We start from the raw sequence: 21,667 nt of genomic DNA, 5'->3' as shown, positions 1-21,667 counted from the left end.
TGTGGGGAATCGCAGCCGTGTTCCGCGGAGCCAACGCCGTCAGCCTCGATGCCAAGGGACGTCTCGCCATGCCGAGCCGGTACCGTGACGAGCTCGATTCGCGTTGCAATGGTCAGCTGATCGTGACCATCGACGCCGTTGACCCCTGCTTGTGTGTTTATCCCCTCGATGAGTGGGAACAGATAGAAGCCAAGTTGCGTGCCTTGCCATCGTTGCGTGAGGAAAACCGCCGCCTGCAGCGTTTGCTGATCGGTAACGCGGTTGACCTGGAGCTCGATGGCAGCGGGCGTTTCCTGGTGCCGCCCCGTTTGCGTGAGTACGCCAGGCTCGACAAGAAGGCGATGCTGGTGGGGCAACTGAACAAATTCCAGCTGTGGGATGAAGATGCCTGGAACGCGGTTTCGGCAGCCGACCTTGCAGCTATTCAACAACCGGGCGCCATGCCCGACGAATTGCGTGACCTGATCCTGTGACCATAGATAGCGGCTTCAACCACATTACCGTCCTGCTCGACGAGGCTGTCGAGGCATTGGCCCTGCGCGCCGACGGTTGCTATCTGGACGGCACCTTCGGCCGTGGCGGACACAGCCGGCTGATTCTCAGCAAGCTCGGGCCGCAAGGGCGGCTGCTGGGGTTCGACAAGGATCCACAGGCGATTGCCACCGGGCAAGCGCTGGCGGCCGAAGACGGCCGCTTTGTCATTGTGCAGCGCAGCTTTGCCGAGCTGGGCGCGGAGGTGGCCGAGCGCGGCCTGCATGGCAAGGTCAGCGGCGTGTTGCTGGACCTGGGCGTGTCCTCGCCGCAGCTGGATGACCCCGAGCGCGGCTTCAGCTTCCTCAATGATGGCCCGCTGGACATGCGCATGAACCCGGACCAGGGCATCAGCGCCGCCGAGTTCATCGCCACGGCACCTGAAGAAGAAATTGCCCGGGTCTTCAAGGAATACGGCGAAGAACGTTTCGCCAAGCGCATGGCTCGCGCCGTGGTGCTGCGCCGCGAACAGCAGCCGTTCACCCGCACCGGCGATCTCGCCGAAGTGCTGAAAGTGGCCAACCCGGCCTGGGAGAAGGGCAAGAACCCGGCGACCCGTGCATTCCAGGGCCTGCGCATTCACGTCAATAACGAACTCGGTGACCTCGAGACGGGCCTGGAGGCCGCGATCGATGCGCTGGAAGTGGGCGGCCGCCTGGCGGTGATCAGCTTCCATTCGCTGGAAGACCGCATCGTCAAACTGTTCATGCGCAAGCTGGCCAAGGGCGAGGCTGACAACCTGCCGCGCAACCTGCCGGTACAGCACAAGGTCTTCGAACCGAAAATCCGGCTCATCGGCAAGGCGCAGTTCGCCTCCGACGCCGAGCTCAAGGCCAACCCGCGGGCGCGCAGCGCTGTCATGCGGGTGGCGGAGAAGCTGCGGTGAGCAGGTTGTTTGCCAAGCCCTTGCCAGGCGGAAGCTTCCTGATGCTTCTGCTGTTCGTTGCCGTGCTGGTTTCGGCCATCGCCGTGTCCTACAGCGCGCACTGGAACCGTCAGCTGCTCAATACCCTGTACGGCGAACTGAACGAGCGCGACAAGGCGCAGGCCGAGTGGGGCCGGCTGATCCTCGAGCAAAGCACCTGGACGGCTGCCAGCCGTATCGAAAGCCTGGCTTCCGAGCAGCTGAAGATGCGCGTGCCCTCCGCTGACGAAGTACGGATGGTGGCGCCATGATGAAGCTCGAAGGCGCACTGTACCCGTGGCGCTTCCGCGTGGTGATCGGCTTGCTGGCAATCATGGTCGGTGCCATCTGCTGGCGCATCATCGACCTGCAGGTGGTCGACCGTGACTTCCTCAAGGGCCAGGGCGATGCACGCAGCCTGCGTCATATTCCCATCCCGGCACACCGCGGCCTGATCACCGACCGTAACGGCGAGCCACTGGCGGTCAGTACTCCGGTCACCACCCTGTGGGCCAACCCCAAGGAAATGCAGGCCTCCAAGGATCGCTGGCCACAGCTGGCCGCTGCATTGGGCCAGAATCCGCAACAACTGACCGAGCGCCTGACCCAGCAGGCCAGCAAAGAATTCATCTACCTGGTCCGGGGTCTGACCCCGGAACAAGGCCAGCACGTGCTCGACCTGAAGGTACCGGGCGTATACGGCCTTGAAGAGTTCCGCCGCTTCTATCCGGCCGGTGATGTCACTGCCCATATGGTTGGCTTCACCGACCTCGACGACCACGGTCGTGAAGGGGTGGAGCTGGCCTATGACGAGTGGCTGGCCGGAGTGCCCGGCAAACGGCAGGTGATCAAGGACCGGCGCGGCCGGCTGATCAAGGACATCCAGGTAACCAAGAACGCCAAGGCCGGAAAGACCTTGGCGTTGTCGATAGACCTGCGCCTGCAGTACCTGGCTACCCGTGAATTGCGCAATGCCATTGCCGAGCAGGACGCCAAGGCCGGCAGCCTGGTGATCATGGACGTCAAGACCGGCGAGGTCCTGGCCATGGTCAACCAGCCGACCTACAACCCTAACAACCGCCGCAGCATGTTCCCGGCCGCCATGCGTAACCGGGCGATCATCGACGTGTTCGAACCGGGCTCCACGGTCAAGCCGATTTCCATGAGCGCGGCGCTGCAGAGTGGCCGCTGGAAACCGACCGACAAGGTCGAGGTGTACCCGGGCAGCCTGCAGATCGGTCGCTACACGATCAAGGACGTGTCCAAGAGCGAGGGGCCGATCCTCGACCTGACCGGCATCCTGATCAACTCCAGTAACGTCGGCATGAGCAAGATCGCCTTCGACATCGGTGGCGAGGCCATCTACCGGGTCATGTCGCAGGTCGGCCTGGGCCAGTACACCGGCCTTGGCTTCCCTGGCGAACGCGTCGGCAACCTGCCCAACCACCGCGAATGGCGCAAGGCCGAGACCGCGACCCTGTCCTATGGCTATGGCGTGTCGGTAACCGCCCTGCAACTGGTGCATGCCTACGCGGCGCTGGCCAACGACGGCAAGATGGTGCCGCTGTCGATCCTCAAGGTCGACAAGGCACCGGAAGCGGTGCAGGCCATTCCGAAGGAAACCGCCGAAACCATCCAGGGCATGCTGCAGCAGGTGATCGAAGCGCCGCGCGGCGTGTTCCGCGCCCAGGTGCCGTTCTACCACGTGGCCGGCAAGTCCGGTACCGCGCGCAAGGCGACCGTGGGTTCCAAGGGTTACACCGAGAACGCCTACCGCTCGCTGTTCGCCGGCTTCGGGCCGATGAGCGACCCGCGCTACGCGATCGTCGTGGTCATCGATGAGCCGGGCAAGGGCGGCTACTTCGGTGGCCTGGTTTCGGCGCCGGTGTTCAGCAAGGTCATGTCCGGCACCCTGCGCCTGATGAACGTGCCGCCGGACAACCTGCCGCCACCAGCCCCTGTCGAACAACCGCAAGTCACTGCCGCAGCAGCCGCCAAGGGAGGGCGTGGATGATGACAATGCCATTGAGCAAGCTTTTCGCCCACGCCAGCCGTGACCCGCTGATCCGTGAACTGACCCTGGACAGCCGCAACGTGCGCCCGGGTGACCTGTTCCTGGCTGTGCCCGGGGCCAAGGTTGATGGCCGCGAGCATATCGCCGATGCCCTGGCCCGTGGCGCTGCCGCCGTGGCCTACGAAGAGCAGGGCGCCAACGTGCTGCCGCTGACCGAGGTGCCGCTGATCCCGGTCAAAGGCCTGATCGCCCAGCTGTCGGATATCGCCGGTCGCTTCTATGGCGAACCGAGCCGCCAGCTGGACCTGGTGGGCGTGACCGGCACCAACGGCAAGACCAGCGTCACCCAGCTGGTGGCCCAGGCCCTTGACCTGCTCGGCCAGCGATGCGGCCTGATCGGCACCCTGGGTACCGGCTTCTACGGTGAATTGCAGAGCGGTCGCCTGACCACGCCGGACCCGATCGCCGTGCAGTCGACGCTCAACGACCTGAAAAAGGCTGGCGCCAAGGCGGTGGCCATGGAAGTGTCCTCCCATGCCCTGGAGCAGGGCCGTGTCGCCGCGCTGGAGTTCGACATCGCGGTGATGACCAACCTGTCCCGCGACCACCTCGATTACCACGGCAGCATGGAAGCCTACGAGGCCGCCAAGGCCAAATTGTTCGCCTGGCCAAACCTGCGCTGCCAGGTGGTCAACCTGGACGACGCCTTCGGTCGCCGGCTGGCCGACGACTTTGCCCGGCGGCCGAGTTTCGACCATATCGAGACCCGCTTGCTCAGTTACAGCCTGGAAAACCCGGGCGCCTCGCTGTTCTGCCGGGAAGCGCTGTTCAGTGACGATGGCGTGCGGGCCACCCTGGTGACTGCCCAGGGCGAGCGTACCTTGCGCAGCCAGCTGCTGGGCCGCTTCAACCTCAGCAACATGCTCGCCGCCGTGGCCACCCTGCTGGCGCTGGACTATGCGCTGGACGAAATCCTCGAAGTCACCCCGCAACTGCAGGGGCCGGTAGGCCGCATGCAACGCCTGGGCGGTGGTGACAAGCCGCTGGTGGTGGTCGACTACGCGCACACGCCGGACGCCCTGGAGAAAGTGCTTGAAGCCCTGCGCCCGCACGCCCACGGCAAGCTGCTGTGCCTGTTCGGCTGCGGTGGTGACCGTGACCGCGGCAAGCGCCCGCTGATGGCCGAAGTGGCCGAGCGCCTGGCCGATCGTGTACTGGTCACCGATGACAACCCGCGCAGCGAAGACCCGCTGCGCATCTTCGACGACATCCGTCCCGGTTTTGCCAAGCCAGGCGCGGTCGAGTTCATTGCCGGCCGTGGCGAAGCCATCGCGCACCTGATCGCCACGGCGGCGGCCAACGACGTGCTCGTGCTGGCGGGCAAGGGGCACGAGGATTACCAGGAGATCGATGGCCAGCGCCATGCGTTCTCCGACCTGATCGAAGCCGAGAAGGCACTTGCAGCCTGGGAGGCGCCACATGCTTAAGCCGATGTCACTCAGCCAGCTGACCACAGCACTGGGTGGTCAGCAGATAGGTACAGACGCGACGTTCAGCGGCGTCAGTATCGACAGCCGTAGTGTCAGCGCCGGGCAGTTGTTCGTCGCCCTGGCTGGCCCGCGTTTCGATGGCCATGACTACCTGGCCGATGTGAAGGCCAAGGGCGCCGTGGCGGCGTTGGTCGAACGCGAAGTGACCGAGGTCGACCTGCCGCAGCTGCTGGTCGCCGACTGCCGCCTGGCCCTCGGCCAGCTTGGCGCGCTGAACCGTGCAGCCTTCGACAAGCCGGTGGTGGCCATTACCGGCTCCAGCGGCAAGACCACGGTCAAAGAGATGCTGGCCAGCATCCTGCGTACCCGTGGCCTGGTACACGCCACTCGCGGCAACCTCAACAACGACCTCGGCGCGCCGCTGACCCTGCTGGAAATTGCCCCCGAGCACAGCGCCGCAGTGATCGAACTGGGCGCTTCGCGGATTGGCGAGATCCGCTACACCGTCGGCCTGACCCAGCCGCAGGTGGTCATCATCAACAATGCCGGTACCGCCCACGTCGGCGAGTTCGGCGGCCCGGAGAAGATCGTCGAAGCCAAGGGCGAGATCCTCGAAGGCCTGGGCGAGGGCGGTACTGCCATCCTCAACCTGGCGGACAAGGCGTTCGATATCTGGCGCAAGCGCGCCGGCAACCACCGTATTGTCAGCTTTGCCCTGGACAACCCGCAGGCCGACTTCCACGCCAGCGACATCGGTCGTGACGCCCGTGGTTGCCCGTCGTTCACCTTGCACGGGCCTGACGGCAGCGTGCCGGTGCAGCTGAACCTGCTGGGCACGCACAACGTCAGCAACGCCCTGGCCGCTGCCGCTGCAGCGCATGCCGTTGGTCTGAGCCTGAGCGGTATCGCCGCTGGTCTGGCTGCCGTGCAACCCGTCAAGGGCCGTACCGTAGCGCAGATCGCAGCGAACGGCGTGCGGGTGATCGACGACAGTTACAACGCAAATCCCACCTCCATGTGCGCAGCCATTGATATACTCGCCGGCTTTTCCGGGCGCACCGTTCTGGTGCTTGGAGATATCGGCGAACTGGGGCAATGGGCGGAAGAAGGCCACCGTCAGGTGGGCGCTTACGCGCAAGGCAAGGTCGACGCACTTTATGCAGTGGGGCTCAACATGGCCCATGCAGTGGAAGCGTTCGGCGCCAATGGGCACCATTTCGCTACTCAAGCTGAGCTGATCGACGCAGTTAGTGCCGAGAATGCCAGCGACACCACTATCTTGATCAAGGGCTCGCGCAGCGCTGCGATGGAAAACGTCGTGGCGGCATTGTGCGGTGCCAGCGGGGAGAAACATTAATGCTGCTGCTGTTGGCCGAGTATCTGCAACAGTTCCACAAAGGCTTCGCGGTCTTCCAGTACCTGTCCCTGCGCGGGATCCTTGGTGTACTGACCGCGTTGTCGCTGGCGCTGTGGCTGGGGCCGTGGATGATCCGTACCCTGCAAATCCGCCAGATCGGCCAGGCCGTACGTAACGACGGCCCGCAATCGCACCTGTCCAAATCCGGCACCCCGACCATGGGTGGCGCGCTGATCCTGTCCGCCATTGCCGTCAGCACCCTGCTGTGGGCCGACCTGACCAACCGTTACGTGTGGGTGGTGCTGATCGTGACCCTGGCCTTCGGTGCCATCGGCTGGGTCGACGACTACCGCAAGGTGATCGAGAAGAATTCGCGGGGCCTGCCAAGCCGCTGGAAGTATTTCTGGCAGTCGGTGTTTGGCCTGGCTGCGGCCGTGTTCCTGTACAAGACCGCGCCGACCAGCGTCGAGACCACGCTGATCCTGCCGTTCATCAAGGACGTCACCATTCCACTGGGCATCGGCTTCGTCGTGCTGACCTACTTCGTCATCGTCGGCTCGAGCAACGCGGTCAACCTCACCGACGGCCTCGACGGCCTGGCGATCATGCCGACGGTGATGGTCGGCGGCGCCCTGGGCATCTTCTGCTACCTGTCGGGTAACGTGAAGTTCGCCGAATACCTGCTGATCCCCTATGTGCCGGGCTCCGGCGAGCTGATCGTGTTCTGCGGCGCCCTGATCGGTGCCGGCCTGGGCTTCCTGTGGTTCAACACCTACCCGGCCCAGGTGTTCATGGGTGACGTCGGCGCACTGGCGCTGGGCGCCGCGCTGGGCACCATCGCCGTGATCGTCCGCCAGGAAATCGTGCTGTTCATCATGGGCGGTGTGTTCGTCATGGAAACCCTGTCGGTGGTGATCCAGGTCACCTCCTTCAAGCTGACCGGCAAACGCGTGTTCCGCATGGCGCCGATCCACCACCACTTTGAACTCAAGGGCTGGCCGGAGCCACGGGTGATCGTCCGCTTCTGGATCATCACCGTGATCCTGGTGCTGATCGGCCTTGCAACCCTGAAACTGAGGTAGATGAGCGTGTCTCTGATCGCTTCCGACCAATTCCGCATCGTTGTCGGCCTCGGCAAGAGCGGCATGTCCCTGGTTCGCTTCCTGGCGAGCCGGGGCATTGCCTTTGCGGTCGCCGACACTCGCGAGCAACCGCCGGAACTGGATACCCTGCGCCGTGATTACCCGCAGGTGGAAGTGCGCTGTGGTGAGCTGGACGTGGACTTCCTGTGCCGCGCCAACGAGCTGTACGTGAGCCCCGGCCTGGCCCTGGCCACCCCGGCGCTGCAGCAGGCGGCGGCGCGTGGCGTGAAGCTGTCAGGTGACATCGAACTGTTCGCCCGCCATGCCAAGGCGCCGATCATTGCCATCAGTGGTTCGAATGCCAAGAGCACCGTGACCACCCTGGTCGGCGACATGGCCGCCAAGGCCGGCAAGCGCGTCGCGGTTGGCGGCAACCTCGGTACCCCGGCGCTGGACCTGCTGGCCGACGACGTCGAGCTGTACGTGCTGGAACTGTCCAGCTTCCAGCTGGAAACCACCGACCAGCTCAACGCTGAAGTGGCGACCGTGCTGAACATCAGCGAAGACCACATGGACCGCTACAGCGGCCTGCCGGCCTACCACCTGGCCAAGCACCGGATCTTCCGTGGGGCGCGCCAGGTCGTGGTCAACCGCCAGGACGCGCTGAGCCGGCCGCTGCCGGTTGAAGGCCGTCCATGCTGGACCTTCGGTCTCAACCAGCCGGACTTCAAGGCCTTTGGCCTGCGTGAAGTCGACGGCGAGAAATACCTGGCATTCGAGTTCCAGCTGCTGATGCCCGTGCGTGAGCTGAAGATTCGTGGCGCCCACAACCAGAGCAACGCGCTGGCGGCGCTGGCCCTGGGGCATGCTGCCGGCCTGTCGTTCGAACCCATGCTCGAAGCCTTGCGCGAGTTCACCGGCCTGGCGCACCGTTGCCAGTGGGTACGCGAGCGCAACGGGGTGAACTGGTACGACGATTCCAAGGCCACCAACGTCGGTGCCGCCCTGGCCGCCATCGAAGGCCTGGGCGCCGATATCGAGGGCAAGCTGGTGCTGATTGCCGGTGGTGATGGCAAGGGTGCCGATTTCGCCGCCCTGCGCGAGCCGGTCCAGCGCTTCTGCCGCGCCGTGGTCCTGCTTGGCCGTGACGCCGAGCGCCTGGCCCAAGCCCTTGGCGATGGCGTGCCGCTGGTGCGGGTCGGGACGCTCGACGAGGCCGTGCAGCGATGCGCAGAACTGGCCCAGGCCGGCGATGCCGTGCTGCTGTCGCCGGCCTGCGCCAGCCTCGACATGTTCCGCAACTTCGAAGAACGCGGGCGCCTGTTCGCCCAGGCAGCAGGAGGCCTTGCATGATCTTCGGCATCCTCAAGCCGTACCCGTCGCCGCTGATCAGCGGTCGGGGCATCGACCTGGACTTCCCGATGCTTGCCGGCTGCCTGGCATTGCTGGGCCTGGGCCTGGTGATGATCACCTCGGCCTCTTCGGAAGTGGCAGCGGTGCAGTCGGGCAATCCGCTGTATCACATGTTCCGCCACCTGGTGTACGTGTTCCTTGGCCTGGTGGCCTGTGGCGCGACCATGATGGTGCCGATCGCCACCTGGCAGCGCATGGGCTTCACGATGCTGCTGGGCGCCTTCGGCTTGCTGGTGCTGGTGCTGGTACCGGGTATCGGTCGTGAAGTGAACGGTTCCATGCGCTGGATCGGTTTCAGCTTCTTCAACGTGCAGCCTTCGGAAATTGCCAAGGTGTTCGTGGTCGTGTACCTGGCCGGCTACCTGGTACGTCGGCAGACCGAAGTGCGTGAAACCTGGATGGGCTTCTTCAAACCGTTCATCGTGCTGCTGCCCATGGCTGCCCTGCTGCTGATGGAGCCGGACTTCGGCGCCACCGTGGTGATGATGGGCGCGGCGGCGGCCATGCTGTTCCTTGGCGGTGTCGGGCTGTTCCGCTTCAGCCTGATGGTGGTGCTGGCGGTGGTGGCGGTGTTCGTCCTGGTACAGGCGCAGCCTTACCGCATGGCGCGCCTGATCACCTTTACCGACCCGTGGTCGGATCAGTTCGGCTCGGGCTACCAGCTGACCCAGGCGCTGATTGCCTTCGGCCGTGGCGAGTGGCTGGGCGTTGGCCTGGGCAACAGCGTGCAGAAGCAGTTCTACCTGCCGGAAGCGCACACCGACTTCGTGTTCTCGGTCCTCGCCGAGGAGCTCGGAGTGGTCGGTTCGCTGCTGACCATCGCCCTGTTCGTGTTCGTTACCGTGCGGGCACTGTACATCGGCCTGTGGGCCGAAAAGGCCAAGCAGTTCTTTGCCGCCTATGTCGCATTCGGGCTGGCCTTCCTGTGGATTGGCCAGTTTCTGATCAACATCGGCGTGAATGTCGGCCTGCTGCCGACCAAGGGCCTGACCCTGCCGTTCCTCAGTTACGGCGGCAGCTCGCTGGTGATCTGCTGTGCCTGCGTGGGCCTGTTGCTGCGCATCGAGTGGGAAAGCCGCACGCACCTGGGTAGCGAGGAGCACGAATTCAGCGAAAGCGATTTTGCCGAGGAGACCAGTCATGGCCGCTGACGGCAAGAACGTACTGATCATGGCTGGCGGCACCGGGGGCCACGTGTTCCCGGCACTGGCCTGCGCCCGTGAGTTCCAGGCTCGCGGTTACAGCGTGCACTGGCTGGGCACCCCGCGTGGTATCGAGAACGAGCTGGTGCCCCAGGCTGGCCTGCCGTTGCACCTGATCCAGGTCAGCGGCCTGCGCGGCAAGGGCAAGCTGTCGTTGCTCAAGGCGCCGTTCACCCTGGTCAAGGCCGTGCTGCAGGCACGGCGCATCATCCGCCAGCTCGAGCCGGTGTGCGTGCTGGGCTTTGGCGGCTACGTCACCGGCCCCGGCGGCGTGGCCGCGCGGCTGTGCGGTGTGCCGCTGGTGATCCACGAACAGAATGCCCGTGCCGGTACCGCCAATCGGTTGCTGGTGCCACTCTCGGCGCGGGTCTGCGAAGCTTTCCCGGACACCTTCGAGGCCAGCGACAAACGCCGCACCACCGGCAACCCGGTGCGCCCGGAGCTGTTCATGGACGCGCAACGCGCGCCGCTGGCCGAGCGCCGCGCCCGCCTGCTGGTGCTCGGTGGCAGCCTGGGTGCGGAACCATTGAACAAATTGTTGCCTAAGGCCCTGTCCGAAGTGCCCGCTGCGCTGCGGCCAGAGGTGTTCCACCAGGCCGGCAAGCAACATGCACCGCTTACCGCCGAGCGTTACCGCGAGGCCGGTGTCGAGGCTCAGGTAGAGCCCTTCATCAAGGACATGGCCCAGGCCTATGGCTGGGCCGACATGGTGGTGTGCCGGGCCGGTGCGCTGACCGTCAGCGAACTGGCGGCAGCAGGCCTGCCTTCGGTGCTGGTGCCGTTGCCCCACGCCATCGACGACCACCAGACCCACAACGCCCAATATCTGGCCCGGGAAGGTGCTGCCTTCCTGATGCCACAAGCGACAACTGGCGCAGCGCAGCTCGCTGAACGCCTGAACGAGGTGCTGATGCAACCCGAGAAACTCAACGTCATGGCAGGCACCGCGCGGCGCCTGGCCAAACCTGCTGCAACCAGCACCGTGGTCGATATCTGCCTGGAGGTGGCCCATGGTTGAGAGCCAGAAAGCCATGCCCCAGCCGAAAATGGGCCGCATCCGCCGTATTCACTTCGTCGGTATTGGCGGTGTGGGCATGTGCGGCATCGCCGAAGTGTTGCTGAACCTGGGCTATGAAGTGTCCGGTTCCGACCTGAAGGCGTCGCCGGTGACCGAGCGTCTGGAATCGTTCGGCGCCGAGATCTTCGTCGGGCACCGCGCCGAGAATGCCGCCACCGCCGACGTGCTGGTGGTGTCCAGCGCGATCAACCCGGCCAACCCGGAAGTCGCCACCGCGCTGGAACGGCGCATTCCGGTGGTGCCGCGTGCCGAGATGCTCGCCGAGCTCATGCGTTACCGCCATGGCGTGGCCGTTGCCGGTACCCATGGCAAGACCACCACCACCAGCCTGCTGGCCTCGGTATTCGCCGCCGGCGGCCTGGACCCGACCTTCGTCATCGGTGGCCGCCTGACGGCTGCCGGGACCAATGCCCAGCTGGGCACCAGCCGCTACCTGATCGCCGAAGCAGACGAAAGCGACGCCAGCTTCCTGCACCTGCAGCCGATGGTGGCGGTGGTCACCAACATCGACGCCGACCACATGGCGACCTACGAAGGCGACTTCAACAAGCTGAAGAAAACCTTCGTCGAGTTCCTTCACAACCTGCCGTTCTACGGCCTGGCCGTGATGTGCCTGGACGACCCGGTGGTGCGTGAGATCCTGCCGCAGGTCAAGCGCCCGACCGTGACCTACGGCTTCAGCGAAGAAGCCGACGTACGCGCCATCAACGTGCGCCAGCAGGGCATGCAGACCCATTTCACCGTGCTGCGGCGTGACCGCGAGCCGCTGGAAGTGTCGGTGAACATGCCCGGCAACCACAACGTCCTCAATGCCTTGGCCACCATCGCCATCGCCACTGACGAAGGCATCACCGACGAGGCCATCGTCCAGGGCCTGTCCGGCTTCCAGGGCGTCGGTCGGCGCTTCCAGGTGTACGGCGAACTGCCGGTCGAAGGCGGCAGCGTGATGCTGGTCGACGACTACGGCCACCACCCCACCGAAGTGGCGGCGGTGATCAAGGCCGTGCGCGGTGGCTGGCCAAGCCGCCGCCTGGTGATCGTCTACCAGCCGCACCGCTACAGCCGCACCCGCGACCTGTACGACGATTTCGTCCAGGTGCTGGGCGATGCCAACGTGCTGCTGCTGATGGAAGTCTACCCAGCGGGCGAAGAGCCGATTCCCGGAGCCGACAGCCGCCAGCTGTGCCACAGCATCCGCCAGCGCGGCAAGCTGGACCCGATCTACATCGAACGTGGCGTCGAGCTGGCGCCGCTGGTCAAGCCACTGCTGCGCGCTGGCGACATCCTGATCTGCCAGGGTGCCGGTGATGTCGGCGGGCTGGCCCCGCAATTGATGAAAAGCCCGCTGTTCGCAGGCGCCAAGCAGGAGAAGTCGAAATGACCAGCGCCTACGAAAAACTGCACTCGACCCTGGACGTCAAGGCGTTCGGGCGCGTCGCGGTGCTGTACGGCGGCAAGAGTGCCGAGCGTGAAGTGTCGCTGAAGTCCGGCGCCGCGGTGATCGACGCGCTGACCACTGCCGGTGTCGACGTCGTCGCCATCGACGTGGGTGACGACCTGCTCGCGCGCCTGCAAAGCGAGCAGATCGACCGCGCCTTCATCATCCTCCACGGCCGTGGCGGTGAAGACGGCAGCATGCAAGGCCTGCTCGAGTGCCTGGGCATCCCTTACACCGGCAGTGGCATCCTTGCCTCGGCGCTGGCCATGGACAAGCTGCGCACCAAGCAGGTGTGGCAGAGCCTGGGTATTCCAACCCCGCGCCACGCGGTGCTGGGCAGCGAACACGATTGCGTTGCCGCCGGCACTGAACTGGGCTTCCCATTGATCGTCAAACCGGCCCATGAAGGTTCGAGTATCGGCATGGCCAAGGTGAACAGCGTGGAAGAGCTGATCGCCGCCTGGAAAGATGCCGCCAAGTACGATTCGCAAGTCCTGGTCGAGCAATGGATTCACGGCCCGGAGTTCACCGTCGCGGTGTTGCGCGGCCAGGTGTTGCCGCCGATCGCCCTGGGTACGCCGCACGTGTTCTACGACTACGACGCCAAGTACATCGCCAACGATACCCAGTACCGCATTCCATGCGGCCTGGACAGTGTCAAGGAACAGGAACTGATCGACCTGACCGCGCGCGCCTGCGATGCCATCGGCATCGAAGGCTGGGGGCGGCTGGACGTGATGCAGGACGAGCAGGGCCGGTTCTGGCTGCTCGAAGTCAACACCGCACCCGGCATGACCGACCATAGCCTGGTGCCCATGGCGGCTCGCGCGGCCGGCCTGGACTTCCAGCAACTGGTGCTGGCGATCCTGGCCGAAAGCGTGGCGACGCGAGGTTAACCATCATGCAAGGCGCGATGATACGTCAGCAGCAACCCGTTACCGGCCGTAGCAAGCCGGTGCCGCGTGGTGCCAGCCGGCTGGTGGCCGACGAGCCCGTATCGGCGCGCCTGCCGCGGCCTAGCCTGGGCGGGCTGAAGCGCCTGCTGTGGCCGGTGGTGCTGGTGGCCGCCGGCTTTGGCGCCTATGAAGGCGCCATTCGGCTGATGCCGTACGCCGACCGGCCGATCACCAAGATCGACGTGCAGGGCGACCTCAGCTACATCAGCCAGCAGTCGGTGCAACAACGTATTGCGCCGTACGTCGCGGCGAGCTTCTTCAGTGTCGACCTGCCGGCGATGCGTGCCGAGCTCGAGCAGATGCCGTGGATCGCCCATGCCGAAGTGCGCCGGGTGTGGCCCGACGAGGTGGTGATCCACCTGGAAGAACAGTTGCCGGTAGCACGCTGGGGGGACGAAGCCTTGCTCAACAACCAGGGCCAGGCCTTCACCCCGCGCGAACTGGCCAACTATGAACACCTGCCGCAGCTGGCCGGGCCGCAGCGTGCGCAGCAACAAGTCATGCAGCAGTATCAGGTATTGAGCCAGATGCTGCGCCCCTTGGGCTTTTCCATCGCTCGCCTGGAGCTGCGCGAGCGAGGCAGCTGGTTCCTGACCACCGGTGCGAGCAGCGCCGGGCCGGGTATCGAGCTGCTGCTGGGGCGCGACCATCTGGTGGAGAAGATGCGCCGTTTCATTGCCATTTACGACAAGACCCTTAAAGAGCAGATCACCAACATCGCCCGCATCGATCTGCGATACGCCAACGGACTTGCCGTTGGATGGCGGGAACCGATTGCACCGACGACGGCCCAACCCGCCGTTGCGAAGAATTAGAGAGAGGCAGGACCATGGCAAACGCGCATAGCGGCAAAATGATCGTCGGGCTGGACATCGGCACCTCCAAGGTGGTGGCGCTGGTGGGCGAAGTGGGCGAGGACGGCACCCTGGAAATCGTCGGGATCGGTACCCATCCGTCCCGCGGCCTGAAAAAAGGCGTGGTGGTTAACATCGAGTCCACCGTGCAGTCGATCCAGCGCGCTGTCGAAGAAGCGCAGCTGATGGCCGGCTGCCGCATCCACTCGGCGTTCGTCGGCGTGGCTGGCAACCACATCCGCAGCCTGAACTCCCACGGCATCGTCGCCATCCGCGACCGCGAAGTCAGCCTGGCTGACCTCGAACGCGTGCTCGATGCCGCCCAGGCCGTCGCCATCCCGGCCGACCAGCGGGTGCTGCACACCCTGCCGCAGGACTACGTGATCGACAACCAGGAAGGCGTGCGCGAGCCGCTGGGCATGTCTGGCGTGCGTCTGGAAGCCAAGGTCCATGTGGTCACCTGCGCGGTCAACGCGGCGCAGAACATCGAGAAATGCGTACGCCGCTGTGGCCTGGAAATCGACGACATCATCCTCGAGCAGCTGGCCTCGGCCTACTCGGTGCTGACCGACGATGAAAAAGAGCTGGGCGTGTGCCTGGTGGACATCGGCGGCGGCACCACCGATATCGCCATCTTCACCGAGGGCGCGATTCGTCACACCGCGGTAATCCCGATCGCTGGCGACCAGGTGACCAACGACATCGCCATGGCCCTGCGCACGCCGACCCAGTACGCCGAAGAAATCAAGATCCGCTACGCCTGCGCCCTGGCCAAGCTGGCCGGTGCCGGCGAGACCATCAAGGTGCCGAGCGTGGGCGACCGACCACCGCGCGAGCTGTCGCGCCAGGCCCTGGCCGAGGTGGTGGAGCCGCGTTACGACGAGCTCTTCACCCTGATCCAGGCCGAGCTGCGCCGCAGCGGTTACGAGGACCTGGTGCCGGCCGGCATCGTCCTTACCGGCGGCACCGCGAAGATGGAAGGCGCCGTGGAACTGGCAGAGGAAATCTTCCACATGCCGGTACGCCTGGGCGTGCCGCACAGCGTTCGGGGGCTGAGCGACGTGGTTCGCAACCCGATCTATTCCACCGGCGTGGGCTTGCTCACCTACGGCCTGCAGAAGCAGACCGAAGACCTGCCCCTGACCGGTAACAGCAGCAACAACAGCTATGGCGATGAACCGAAGGCCCCGGTGCTTGAACGCTTCAAGCGCTGGGTCCAGGGCAACTTCTAAGTTTCAAAGCAGTAGTGGTAGGCGCGACAACTAGAGAACTGTAAGGAGAGGGAAAATGTTCGAGCTCGTAGACAACGTCCCGCAAAGCCCGGTCATCAAGGTGATCGGCGTTGGCGGTGGTGGCGGCAACGCCGTCAACCACATGGTCAAGAGCAGCATCGAAGGCGTGGAATTCATCTGCGCCAACACCGATGCCCAGGCGCTGAAAAACATCGGCGCGCGCACCATCCTGCAATTGGGCACTGGCGTGACCAAGGGCCTGGGTGCCGGTGCCAATCCGGAAGTCGGCCGCCAGGCCGCGCTGGAAGACCGTGAGCGCATCGCTGAAGTGCTGCAGGGCACCAACATGGTGTTCATCACCACTGGCATGGGCGGCGGTACCGGTACCGGTGCTGCGCCGATCATCGCCGAAGTGGCCAAGGAAATGGGCATTCTCACCGTTGCCGTGGTGACCCGTCCGTTCCCGTTCGAAGGCCGCAAGCGCATGCAGATCGCCGATGAAGGCATCCGCATGCTGGCCGAAAGCGTCGACTCGCTGATCACCATCCCGAACGAGAAGCTGCTGACCATCCTGGGCAAGGATGCCAGCCTGCTGTCCGCCTTCGCCAAGGCTGACGACGTACTCGCCGGTGCGGTGCGCGGTATTTCCGACATCATCAAGCGCCCGGGCATGATCAACGTCGACTTCGCCGACGTGCGCACCGTGATGGGTGAAATGGGCATGGCCATGATGGGTACCGGCTGCGCCAGCGGCCCGAACCGTGCGCGTGAAGCGACCGAAGCGGCCATCCGCAACCCGCTGCTGGAGGACGTCAACCTGCAGGGCGCGCGCGGCATCCTGGTCAACATCACCGCCGGCCCGGACCTGTCGCTGGGTGAATACTCCGATGTGGGTAGCATCATCGAAGCCTTCGCCTCCGACCACGCCATGGTCAAGGTCGGCACCGTGATCGACCCGGACATGCGTGACGAGCTGCACGTGACCGTAGTGGCCACTGGCCTGGGCGCGCGCATCGAGAAGCCTGTGAAGGTGGTCGACAACACCCTGCAGACTGCCCAGCAGGCGTATGAAGCATCGAACCCGGCGCCGGTTCGCCAGGAGCAGCCTGCGGTCAACTACCGCGACCTGGAGCGCCCGACCGTGATGCGCAACCAGGCCCATGCAGGCGCTGCTGCAGCGGCTAAACTCAACCCGCAGGATGACCTGGACTACCTCGATATCCCGGCATTCCTGCGTCGCCAGGCTGATTAATGGAATTTATCAGGGGTATAAAGGTGATTGGTATTCATCAAAGGTTGGGTCTGTTATCATCCCCAGCCTTTGTTGATACCTGTTCGCAATTTGCGCTGAAGCGGCCAATGCCATGATTAAACAACGCACCCTGAAGAATACCATCCGTGCCACAGGTGTCGGTCTGCACTCCGGGGAGAAGGTTTACCTGACCCTCAAGCCTGCACCTGTTGACACCGGCATCGTCTTCCGCCGCGCCGACCTCGACCCTGTGGTCGAAATCCCGGCGCGCGCGGCCAACGTCGGCGAGACAACCATGTCGACGACGCTGGTCAACGGTGACGTCAAGGTCGATACGGTCGAGCACCTGCTCTCCGCCATGGCGGGCCTGGGCATCGATAACGCCTACGTCGAGCTCTCCGCCTCGGAAGTGCCGATCATGGATGGCAGCGCCGGACCCTTTGTATTCCTGATTCAGTCTGCCGGCCTGGAAGAACAGGACGCAGCCAAGAAGTTCATCCGCATCCTGCGCGAGGTTACCGTGGAAGAGGGCGACAAGCGCGCCACTTTCCTGCCTTTCGACGGGTTCAAGGTGAGCTTCGAGATCGACTTCGATCACCCGGTGCTTCGCAACCGGACCCAGAGCGCCAGCGTCGACTTTTCCAGCACCTCGTTCGTGAAGGAAGTCAGCCGCGCGCGTACTTTCGGTTTCATGCGTGACATCGAATACCTGCGCAAGCACAACCTTGCGCTGGGTGGCAGTGTCGAGAACGCCATCGTGGTCGATGAGGACGGCGTGCTCAACGAAGACGGCCTTCGTTACGAAGACGAATTCGTCAAGCACAAGATCCTCGACGCCATCGGCGACCTCTATCTGCTGGGCAACAGCCTGATCGGCGAGTTCAAGGGCTTCAAGTCCGGCCACGCGCTGAACAACCAGCTGTTGCGCAAGCTGATTGCCGAAACCGATGCCTGGGAAGTGGTCACTTTCGAAGATGCCAGCACGGCACCGATCTCGTACATGCGCCCTGTTGCGGCCGTGTAAGTTCGAACACTCTCTAGTTCATTAAGGCCACCTTCGGGTGGCCTTTTTTATGGCTGGCGCATTTTGCCCGGCAGGTCCGGCCATTCGCGGGCACGCCCGCTCCCAGAGGGTGCTCACCGCCTCTGGAGCGGCGCAGGACCTGTGGGAGCGGGCGTGCCCGCGAATGGACTGCGCAGCAGTCCCGAAGGGTATCAGCGCTTGTCCTGGGCGTGAGCTGCCAGCCTTTCCAGCGCTGCGCGCAGCTTGGGGTCAGTGATGCCCTCGGCGGTATCGCGCAGGCTTTCGGCTGCATTATTGGACAGTTCCGCAGCATGGCCACCACGCTTGGCTGGCACCAGCGGGGGTTGGACCTTGTACAGGATGCGCCTGAGGTTGGCGAATGCCTCCATGCCCTGTAACGCCGACATCAGGCGTTTTTGCTGGTAGCGCAGGCGGGTCGCCCAATGGCCGTCGGTGACTACCAGCAACAACGTGCCATCGCGCCACGACGCGACATGGCAATGCTCGCGTGCGGCTGGTTGCAGCTGGCTTTCCAGCAGGCGTTGCAGGTGCTCCAGGCGTTCGGCCTGGTTCAGCAGCAGGCGCAGCGGGCGCACCTGGCGCAGCAGGGCCGAGGGCGGCTGGGCGGGGGAGGGTTTGTAGGCCATGGGGGTACGCATGAGGTTACATGGTCCGCAGTCTAACATCTCTATGGCCTGAACCGGCCTCTTCGCGGGCTTGCCCGCTCCCACAGGATCACCACAGAGCTCGAGTGTCATGTAATGCCTGTGGGAGCGGGCAAGCCCGCGAAGAGGCCGGTTCAGGCTATACAAGCCAAGAGTCATTCTCGACACCTTTCATCTTGCCGAACCTTGAACTCGGGGAAAATGCCCCTATCTAAAACCAGCCCCCGCCAAAACGCTGTACAAGCATCGTGGCAATCCACCACTTTCCTCACCATCGTTTCCGGGTAGAATGCTCGTTCGCATGCGGCCTCAGGGCTGCACGGGCGACTCATGGGGCCGCCCTCCATCCCTACGTGTGGAAGATCCTGCCGATATGTTTGCGCCTTTGTTAAAGAAACTTTTTGGAAGCAAGAACGAGCGTGAAGTGAAACGCATGCTCAAGACGGTGAACATCGTCAATGCTCTCGAAGAGAAGATGGTGGCCCTCTCCGACGAGCAACTGCGGGGCAAGACCGCAGAGTTCAAGGAGCGCCTGGCCAAAGGCGAGACACTGGACCAGTTGCTGCCGGAAGCCTTCGCCGTGGCCCGTGAGGCCGGCAAGCGCGTGATGGGCATGCGCCACTTCGACGTGCAGCTGATCGGCGGCATGACCCTGCACGAGGGCATGATCGCAGAAATGCGTACCGGTGAAGGCAAGACCTTGGTCGGTACCCTGGCCGTGTACCTCAACGCATTGTCCGGCAAGGGCGTGCACGTGGTCACCGTCAACGACTACCTGGCCCGCCGTGACGCCAACTGGATGCGCCCCCTGTACGAGTTCCTCGGCCTGTCCGTGGGCATCGTTTCGGCCTTCCAGCCGCCGGAAGAAAAGCGCGCGGCCTACGCGGCCGACATCACCTACGGCACCAACAACGAATTCGGTTTCGACTACCTGCGCGACAACATGGCGTTCAGCCAGGAAGAGAAGTTCCAGCGTGAACTGAACTTCGCCGTGATCGACGAAGTGGACTCCATCCTCATCGACGAAGCGCGTACCCCGCTGATCATCTCCGGCCAGGCCGAGGACAGCTCCAAGCTGTACATCGAGATCAACCGCCTGATTCCGCGCCTGAAGCAGCATATCGAGGAAGTGGAAGGCCAGGTCACCCAGGAAGGCCACTTCACCATCGACGAGAAGAGCCGCCAGGTCGAGCTGAACGAAGCCGGTCACCAGTTCATCGAAGAGATGCTCACCCAGGCCGGCCTGCTGGCCGAGGGCGAGAGCCTCTACTCGGCGCACAACCTGAGCCTGCTCACCCACGTCTATGCCGGCCTGCGTGCGCACAAGCTGTTCCACCGCAACATCGAATACATCGTCCAGGACGGCCAGGTTCTGCTGATCGACGAGCACACCGGGCGTACCATGCCGGGCCGTCGTCTGTCCGAAGGCCTGCACCAGGCCATCGAAGCCAAAGAGAACCTGAACATCCAGGCCGAAAGCCAGACCCTGGCTTCGACCACTTTCCAGAACTACTTCCGCCTGTACACCAAGCTGTCCGGCATGACCGGCACCGCCGACACCGAAGCGTTCGAGTTCCAGTCGATCTATGGCCTCAACGTGATGGTCATTCCGCCGAACAAGCCGTTGGCGCGCAAGGACTTCAACGACCTGGTGTACCTGACTGCCGACGAGAAATACGCCGCGATCATCGCCGACATCAAGGAAAGCATGAAGCAGGGCCGCCCGGTGCTGGTCGGTACGGCGACCATCGAAACGTCGGAGCACATGTCCAACCTCCTGAAAAAGGAAGGTATCGAGCACAAGGTGCTCAACGCCAAGTATCACGAGAAGGAAGCCGAGATCATCGCCCAGGCGGGTGCGCCAGGTGCGTTGACCATCGCCACCAACATGGCCGGCCGTGGTACCGACATTCTGCTGGGCGGTAACTGGGAGGCCGAAGTGGCCGCCCTGGAAAACCCCACCGCCGAGCAGATCGCCCAGATCAAGGCCGACTGGCAGAAGCGTCACCAGCAGGTGATCGAGTCGGGTGGCCTGCATGTGATCGCCTCCGAGCGTCACGAGTCGCGCCGCATCGACAACCAGTTGCGTGGCCGTTCCGGCCGTCAGGGTGACCCGGGTTCCAGCCGCTTCTACCTGTCGCTGGAAGACAGCCTGATGCGTATCTTCGCCTCTGACCGGGTGAAGAACTTCATGAAGGCGCTGGGCATGCAGTCGGGTGAGGCGATTGAACACCGCATGGTCACCAACGCCATCGAGAAGGCTCAGCGCAAGGTCGAAGGTCGCAACTTCGATATCCGCAAGCAATTGCTCGAATACGACGACGTGGCCAACGAGCAGCGCAAGGTGATCTACCACATGCGCAACAGCCTGCTGGCCGCCGAGAATATCGGCGACACCATCGTCGAATTCCGCAAGGAAGTCCTCGACGCCACCATCAGCCAGCACATTCCGCCGCAGTCGCTGCCCGAGCAGTGGGACGTGGCCGGCCTGGAAGCTTCGCTGGCCAGCGATTTCGCCATCAAGCTGCCGATCCAGCAGTGGCTCGACGAGGACGATCACCTCTACGAAGAGACCCTGCGCGAGAAGCTGCTGAACGAGATCACCACTGCGTACACCGAGAAGGAAGACCAGGCCGGTATCGAGGCCCTGCGCACCTTCGAGAAGCAGATTCTGCTGCGTGTGCTGGACGACCTGTGGAAAGACCACTTGTCGACCATGGACCACCTGCGTCACGGTATCCACCTGCGTGGTTATGCGCAGAAGAACCCGAAGCAGGAGTACAAGCGCGAATCCTTCAGCCTGTTCCAGGAGCTGCTCGAGTCGATCAAGCGCGACACCATCCGCGTGCTGTCGCACGTTCAGGTGCGCCGCGAAGACCCGGCCGAAGAGGAAGCCCGCCTGCGTCGCGAAGCCGAGGAACTGGCCAGCCGCATGCAGTTCCAGCACGCCGCTGCCCCGGGCCTGGAAAGCGAGCAACTGAATGAAGAGGGCGCCGAAGTGGCGGTTGCCTCGGCGCCGGTACGCAACGACCAGAAGCTGGGCCGCAACGAGCCGTGCTGGTGTGGTTCGGGCAAGAAGTTCAAGCATTGCCACGGGCAGATCGAGTGATCTGACCTGAATGGGGCCGCGTTGCGGCCCTGTCGCGACACAAGGCCGCTCCCACAGGGATGGCGC

General features: G+C 64.1%; 18 protein-coding genes. 17 read left to right on the top strand and 1 reads right to left on the bottom strand.

Features of this window, described 5'->3' with window-relative positions:
* Positions 1-17: 17 nt before the first annotated feature.
* From mraZ to lpxC, 16 genes are all read left to right on the top strand, one after another.
* Positions 18-473: a division/cell wall cluster transcriptional repressor MraZ gene (mraZ, locus tag ACLEJP_RS20880; RefSeq protein WP_029612140.1), complete on the top strand. Its 456-nt coding sequence runs from the start codon at positions 18-20 to the stop codon at positions 471-473.
* Positions 470-1,417 (top strand): 16S rRNA (cytosine(1402)-N(4))-methyltransferase RsmH, encoded by a 948-nt coding sequence (rsmH, locus tag ACLEJP_RS20875; RefSeq protein ID WP_440809425.1) that lies wholly within the window; start codon positions 470-472, stop codon positions 1,415-1,417. The genes mraZ and rsmH overlap by 4 nt, the downstream gene beginning before the upstream one ends.
* Positions 1,414-1,707, top strand: a complete 294-nt coding sequence (gene ftsL, locus ACLEJP_RS20870; protein ID WP_056801817.1) for a cell division protein FtsL — start codon at positions 1,414-1,416, stop codon at positions 1,705-1,707. Before rsmH ends, ftsL begins: the two co-directional genes overlap by 4 nt.
* Positions 1,707-3,449 carry a peptidoglycan D,D-transpeptidase FtsI family protein gene (locus ACLEJP_RS20865; RefSeq protein WP_440809439.1) on the top strand — a complete coding sequence of 581 codons (1,743 nt, stop codon included), beginning with the start codon at positions 1,707-1,709 and terminating at the stop codon, positions 3,447-3,449. The genes ftsL and ACLEJP_RS20865 overlap by 1 nt, the downstream gene beginning before the upstream one ends.
* Complete coding sequence (locus ACLEJP_RS20860; RefSeq protein ID WP_440809421.1) at positions 3,446-4,936, top strand: UDP-N-acetylmuramoyl-L-alanyl-D-glutamate--2,6-diaminopimelate ligase; 1,491 nt, start codon at positions 3,446-3,448, stop codon at positions 4,934-4,936. The genes ACLEJP_RS20865 and ACLEJP_RS20860 overlap by 4 nt, the downstream gene beginning before the upstream one ends.
* On the top strand, positions 4,929-6,296 hold the full coding sequence (locus ACLEJP_RS20855) for a UDP-N-acetylmuramoyl-tripeptide--D-alanyl-D-alanine ligase (RefSeq protein WP_440809419.1): 1,368 nt from the start codon (positions 4,929-4,931) through the stop codon (positions 6,294-6,296). The genes ACLEJP_RS20860 and ACLEJP_RS20855 overlap by 8 nt, the downstream gene beginning before the upstream one ends.
* Positions 6,296-7,378, top strand: coding sequence for a phospho-N-acetylmuramoyl-pentapeptide-transferase (gene mraY, locus ACLEJP_RS20850; RefSeq protein WP_440809416.1), 1,083 nt, complete (start codon positions 6,296-6,298; stop codon positions 7,376-7,378). The genes ACLEJP_RS20855 and mraY overlap by 1 nt, the downstream gene beginning before the upstream one ends.
* 6 nt (positions 7,379-7,384) lie before the next feature.
* Positions 7,385-8,731 carry a UDP-N-acetylmuramoyl-L-alanine--D-glutamate ligase gene (gene murD, locus ACLEJP_RS20845; RefSeq protein ID WP_440809437.1) on the top strand — a complete coding sequence of 449 codons (1,347 nt, stop codon included), beginning with the start codon at positions 7,385-7,387 and terminating at the stop codon, positions 8,729-8,731.
* Positions 8,728-9,942 carry a putative lipid II flippase FtsW gene (gene ftsW, locus ACLEJP_RS20840; RefSeq protein ID WP_440809414.1) on the top strand — a complete coding sequence of 405 codons (1,215 nt, stop codon included), beginning with the start codon at positions 8,728-8,730 and terminating at the stop codon, positions 9,940-9,942. Before murD ends, ftsW begins: the two co-directional genes overlap by 4 nt.
* On the top strand, positions 9,932-11,011 hold the full coding sequence (murG, locus tag ACLEJP_RS20835) for an undecaprenyldiphospho-muramoylpentapeptide beta-N-acetylglucosaminyltransferase (RefSeq protein ID WP_440809412.1): 1,080 nt from the start codon (positions 9,932-9,934) through the stop codon (positions 11,009-11,011). Before ftsW ends, murG begins: the two co-directional genes overlap by 11 nt.
* Complete coding sequence (gene murC / locus ACLEJP_RS20830; RefSeq protein ID WP_225779162.1) at positions 11,004-12,452, top strand: UDP-N-acetylmuramate--L-alanine ligase; 1,449 nt, start codon at positions 11,004-11,006, stop codon at positions 12,450-12,452. Before murG ends, murC begins: the two co-directional genes overlap by 8 nt.
* On the top strand, positions 12,449-13,405 hold the full coding sequence (locus tag ACLEJP_RS20825; RefSeq protein ID WP_440809409.1) for a D-alanine--D-alanine ligase: 957 nt from the start codon (positions 12,449-12,451) through the stop codon (positions 13,403-13,405). The genes murC and ACLEJP_RS20825 overlap by 4 nt, the downstream gene beginning before the upstream one ends.
* A gap of 5 nt (positions 13,406-13,410) precedes the next feature.
* Complete coding sequence (locus ACLEJP_RS20820; protein ID WP_186675142.1) at positions 13,411-14,280, top strand: cell division protein FtsQ/DivIB; 870 nt, start codon at positions 13,411-13,413, stop codon at positions 14,278-14,280.
* Between the two features lie 14 nt (positions 14,281-14,294).
* Entirely contained in the window at positions 14,295-15,551 is a 1,257-nt protein-coding gene (gene ftsA / locus ACLEJP_RS20815) for a cell division protein FtsA (RefSeq protein ID WP_015271706.1), read from the top strand.
* Between the two features lie 55 nt (positions 15,552-15,606).
* A complete protein-coding gene (gene ftsZ, locus ACLEJP_RS20810; RefSeq protein WP_003251871.1) occupies positions 15,607-16,803 on the top strand; it encodes a cell division protein FtsZ in 1,197 nt (398 codons plus the stop codon).
* A 112-nt stretch (positions 16,804-16,915) separates the two neighbouring features.
* Positions 16,916-17,827, top strand: coding sequence for a UDP-3-O-acyl-N-acetylglucosamine deacetylase (gene lpxC / locus ACLEJP_RS20805; protein WP_112250319.1), 912 nt, complete (start codon positions 16,916-16,918; stop codon positions 17,825-17,827).
* A gap of 191 nt (positions 17,828-18,018) precedes the next feature.
* Here lpxC and ACLEJP_RS20800 read toward each other — a convergent pair whose 3' ends face one another.
* Complete coding sequence (locus tag ACLEJP_RS20800) at positions 18,019-18,474, bottom strand: DUF721 domain-containing protein (RefSeq protein WP_170034271.1); 456 nt, start codon at positions 18,472-18,474, stop codon at positions 18,019-18,021.
* Positions 18,475-18,865: 391 nt separating this feature from the next.
* On the opposite strand from ACLEJP_RS20800, the gene secA reads away from it, so the two are divergent.
* Positions 18,866-21,601: a preprotein translocase subunit SecA gene (gene secA, locus ACLEJP_RS20795; RefSeq protein WP_440809406.1), complete on the top strand. Its 2,736-nt coding sequence runs from the start codon at positions 18,866-18,868 to the stop codon at positions 21,599-21,601.
* Positions 21,602-21,667: the final 66 nt, after the last annotated feature.

Origin of the sequence: Pseudomonas sp. SMV7 (assembly GCF_052041995.1) — a bacterium.
Lineage (GTDB): Bacteria > Pseudomonadota > Gammaproteobacteria > Pseudomonadales > Pseudomonadaceae > Aquipseudomonas.
This window is presented reverse-complemented; position numbering and strand designations above follow the sequence as displayed.

Bases quoted from the DNA above. Each gene is read 5' to 3' on its own strand.
- ACLEJP_RS20865 (WP_440809439.1), top strand. From the start codon at position 1,707: ATGAAGCTCGAAGGCGCACTGTACCCGTGGCGCTTCCGCGTGGTGATC.
- ACLEJP_RS20860 (WP_440809421.1), top strand. From the start codon at position 3,446: ATGATGACAATGCCATTGAGCAAGCTTTTCGCCCACGCCAGCCGTGAC.
- ACLEJP_RS20855 (WP_440809419.1), top strand. From the start codon at position 4,929: ATGCTTAAGCCGATGTCACTCAGCCAGCTGACCACAGCACTGGGTGGT.
- mraY (WP_440809416.1), top strand. From the start codon at position 6,296: ATGCTGCTGCTGTTGGCCGAGTATCTGCAACAGTTCCACAAAGGCTTC.
- ftsW (WP_440809414.1), top strand. From the start codon at position 8,728: ATGATCTTCGGCATCCTCAAGCCGTACCCGTCGCCGCTGATCAGCGGT.
- murG (WP_440809412.1), top strand. From the start codon at position 9,932: ATGGCCGCTGACGGCAAGAACGTACTGATCATGGCTGGCGGCACCGGG.
- murC (WP_225779162.1), top strand. From the start codon at position 11,004: ATGGTTGAGAGCCAGAAAGCCATGCCCCAGCCGAAAATGGGCCGCATC.
- ACLEJP_RS20825 (WP_440809409.1), top strand. From the start codon at position 12,449: ATGACCAGCGCCTACGAAAAACTGCACTCGACCCTGGACGTCAAGGCG.
- ACLEJP_RS20820 (WP_186675142.1), top strand. From the start codon at position 13,411: ATGCAAGGCGCGATGATACGTCAGCAGCAACCCGTTACCGGCCGTAGC.
- ftsA (WP_015271706.1), top strand. From the start codon at position 14,295: ATGGCAAACGCGCATAGCGGCAAAATGATCGTCGGGCTGGACATCGGC.
- ftsZ (WP_003251871.1), top strand. From the start codon at position 15,607: ATGTTCGAGCTCGTAGACAACGTCCCGCAAAGCCCGGTCATCAAGGTG.
- lpxC (WP_112250319.1), top strand. From the start codon at position 16,916: ATGATTAAACAACGCACCCTGAAGAATACCATCCGTGCCACAGGTGTC.
- ACLEJP_RS20800 (WP_170034271.1), bottom strand. From the start codon at position 18,474: ATGGCCTACAAACCCTCCCCCGCCCAGCCGCCCTCGGCCCTGCTGCGC.
- secA (WP_440809406.1), top strand. From the start codon at position 18,866: ATGTTTGCGCCTTTGTTAAAGAAACTTTTTGGAAGCAAGAACGAGCGT.